The organism is Mycobacterium sp., from assembly GCF_036488105.1.
Lineage (GTDB): Bacteria > Actinomycetota > Actinomycetes > Mycobacteriales > Mycobacteriaceae > Mycobacterium.
This window is the reverse complement of record NZ_DASXHW010000096.1, coordinates 1-3,077: the sequence shown is the minus strand read 5'-3', so window position 1 is coordinate 3,077 and position 3,077 is coordinate 1. Positions and strand designations below refer to the sequence as shown.

The window sequence follows — 3,077 nt, the reverse complement described above, 5'->3', positions numbered from 1 at the left end:
TCCCAGGCCTCGACCATGATCGAGAGCATCTCGGTGGAAAGTGCGTTGCGGGCCTCAGGGCGGTTCAACGTCAAGATCAGGGTGTGTCCGCGCTGCTCAATGAGGGCGTCGGCCTTTTTTTCTGACTCGCTCACCGATGTTTGCCTTCCTGCGCGCCGGCCTGAAACTTGTCAGGAAATGTAACACGTTCTAATTTAGGGTCCGTGGCCCTGAATATTGCCGACTTGGCGGAGCACGCCATCGATGCCGTCCCTGACCGTGTTGCCCTGATCTGCGGCGACGAGCAGCTGACCTACGCCCAACTCGAGGAGAAGGCCAACCGCCTCGCGCACTACCTGCAGGAGCGGGGTGTGAAGAAGGACGACAAGGTCGGTCTGTACTGCCGCAACCGCATCGAGATCGTCATCGCGATGGTGGGCATCGTCAAGGCGGGCGCGATCCTGGTCAACATCAACTACCGCTACGTCGAAGGCGAACTGCGCTACCTGTTCGAGAACTCCGACATGGTCGCACTGGTGCACGAACGCCAGTACTCCGAGCGGGTCGCCAACGTCCTGCCCGACACCCCCAACGTGAAGACCGTCCTGGTGGTCGACGACGGGTCCGATGTTCCCGACAGCGCGTACCAGAGCTACGGCGGCGTCGAGTTCTACGCCGCGATCGCCGACAGTTCGGCCGAGCGCGACTTCGGCCCACGCAGCGCCGACGACATCTACCTGCTCTACACCGGCGGCACCACCGGGTTCCCCAAGGGTGTGATGTGGCGCCACGAGGACATCTACCGGGTGCTGTTCGGCGGAACCGACTTCGCCACAGGCGAATTCATCGAGGACGAGTACGACCTGGCCAAGGGCGCAGCTGCCAATCCGCCGATGGTCCGCCACCCGATTCCGCCAATGATTCACGGCGCAACCCAGTCGGCCACCTGGATGTCGATCTTCTCCGGCCAAACCACCGTGCTGGCACCGGAATTCAATGCCGATGAAGTCTGGCGCACAATTCACGACCACAAGGTGAACCTGCTGTTCTTCACCGGTGATGCGATGGCTCGCCCGTTGCTCGACGCGCTGCTGGCGCACCAGGACAAGGGCAACGAATACGACCTGTCGTCGCTGTTCCTACTCGCCTCCACAGCGGCGCTGTTCTCACCGAGCATCAAGGAGAAGTTCCTCGAGCTGCTTCCCAACCGGGTCATCACCGACTCAATTGGCTCGTCGGAGACCGGTTTTGGCGGGACCAGCATCGTCGCCAAAGACGCACCGCACAGCGGCGGCCCGCGCGTGACGATCGACCACCGGACCGTCGTCCTCGACGACGACGGCAACGAGGTCCAGCCAGGCTCCGGAGTCCGCGGCTTCATCGCCAAGAAGGGCAATATTCCGGTCGGCTATTACAAGGACGAGAAGAAGACCGCCGAGACGTTCCAGACCATCAACGGCGTCCGCTACGCCATCCCCGGCGACTTCGCAACGGTCGAAGTGGATGGCACCGTCACGATGCTGGGCCGCGGCTCGGTGTCGATCAACAGCGGTGGCGAGAAGATCTACCCCGAGGAGGTCGAGGCCGCTTTGAAGGGGCATCCCGACGTCTTCGACGCGTTGGTGGTCGGTGTGCCCGATCCCCGGTACGGCCAGCATGTGGCCGCAGTCGTGCAGGCTCGGCCCGGGGCGCGGCCGTCGCTGTCCGACCTGGACAGCTTCGTGCGGGCCGAGATCGCGGGATACAAAGTGCCGCGCAGCCTTTGGCTGGTCGACGAGGTGAAGCGTTCGCCGGCCGGTAAACCTGACTACCGGTGGGCCAAAGAACAGACCGAGGCGCGACCGGCCGACGACGTACACGCCGCCCACGCGACCGCTTGACCGACTTCGTCAAGAGTCACACCGGCGCACCCGCCGGCTTCTTCGCGTGTGAAGCCGCCGGGCTGCAATGGCTTTCGCAGGCTGACGGCGGCGTGCCGTGTGTGCCGGTCGTGTCGGTCGATGCGACAAGCCTGACGCTGCGGCGGCTGGAGTCGGTAAGTCCCAGTCCGGCAGCGGCTTTCGAGTTCGGCGGCCGGCTGGCTGTCACGCACGACGCGGGAGCTGCTGGCTTCGGTGCCGGTCCCGCTGGTTGGGACGGGCCGGGGTTCTTCGGGCCGTTGGCCCAGCCGTTGCCGATGTCGCTACGGCCGCACCGGCATTGGGGCCAGTTCTACGCCGACGAGCGGTTGGCTCCGATGGCTGCACTGGCCGCGCCGCACCTGAGCGCGTCGACCCGTGCGGCGGTCGACGCTGTCGCAACGCGCTGCCGGGGCGGCGACTTCGACGACGACGACTCGCCGGCCCGGCTACACGGCGATTTGTGGGGCGGCAACGTGATGTGGACGCCCGACGGGGTGGTGCTCATCGATCCGGCCGCCCACGGTGGTCACCGCGAGAACGACCTGGCCATGCTCGCGCTGTTCGGCTGCCCGCACTACGACAACATCGTTGACGGCTACCAGCGAGTGCACCCGCTGCGGCCAGGTTGGCGCACCCGGATCGGGCTGCATCAGCTCTTTGCGCTGCTCGCCCATGTGGTGTTGTTCGGTGGCGGGCACGCGCAGCGGACTGGTGTCTGCGCCCGCGCGGCTTTAGCGCTCTAGCATGCGGGCTAGGCTGCGTTCGTGAATGGTGCGCAGGCTCTGATCAATACCCTGGTCGACGGCGGTGTCGACATATGCTTCGCCAACCCCGGCACCTCCGAGATGCACTTCGTCGCCGCGCTGGACACCGTTCCCCAGATCCGCGGCGTGCTGACCCTGTTCGAGGGCGTCGCCACCGGCGCGGCCGACGGCTATGCACGGATCACGGGCCGGCCCGCCGCAGTGTTGCTCCATCTGGGCCCCGGCTTGGGCAACGGGCTGGCCAACCTGCACAACGCCCGGCGCGCCCGCGTCCCGATGGTGGTGGTCGTCGGCGACCACGCCACATATCACAAGAAGTACGACGCCCCACTGGAATCTGACATCGACGCGCTCGCCGGGAGCGTCTCGGGCTGGGTGCACCGGACAGCTGACACCGCGGATGTCGCATCCGATGCCGCCGAGGCGATCACGG

General features: G+C 65.9%; 3 protein-coding genes and 1 pseudogene. 3 read left to right on the top strand and 1 reads right to left on the bottom strand.

Going from position 1 to position 3,077, the window contains the following annotated elements:
• A pseudogene (locus tag VGH54_RS05205) lies at window positions 1–134 on the bottom strand (crotonase/enoyl-CoA hydratase family protein); the annotation flags it as partial.
• Window positions 135–167: 33 nt separating this feature from the next.
• On the opposite strand from VGH54_RS05205, the gene VGH54_RS05200 reads away from it, so the two are divergent.
• The 3 genes from VGH54_RS05200 to VGH54_RS05190 all read left to right on the top strand — a co-directional run.
• Entirely contained in the window at window positions 168–1,859 is a 1,692-nt protein-coding gene (locus tag VGH54_RS05200; RefSeq protein WP_331510872.1) for an acyl-CoA synthetase, read from the top strand.
• Window positions 1,856–2,623 carry a fructosamine kinase family protein gene (locus tag VGH54_RS05195; protein ID WP_331510871.1) on the top strand — a complete coding sequence of 256 codons (768 nt, stop codon included), beginning with the start codon at window positions 1,856–1,858 and terminating at the stop codon, window positions 2,621–2,623. Before VGH54_RS05200 ends, VGH54_RS05195 begins: the two co-directional genes overlap by 4 nt.
• Before the next feature lie 21 nt (window positions 2,624–2,644).
• Window positions 2,645–3,077, top strand: a 433-nt coding sequence (locus tag VGH54_RS05190; protein WP_331510870.1) for a thiamine pyrophosphate-binding protein, incomplete at its 3' end; no start/stop codon positions are given.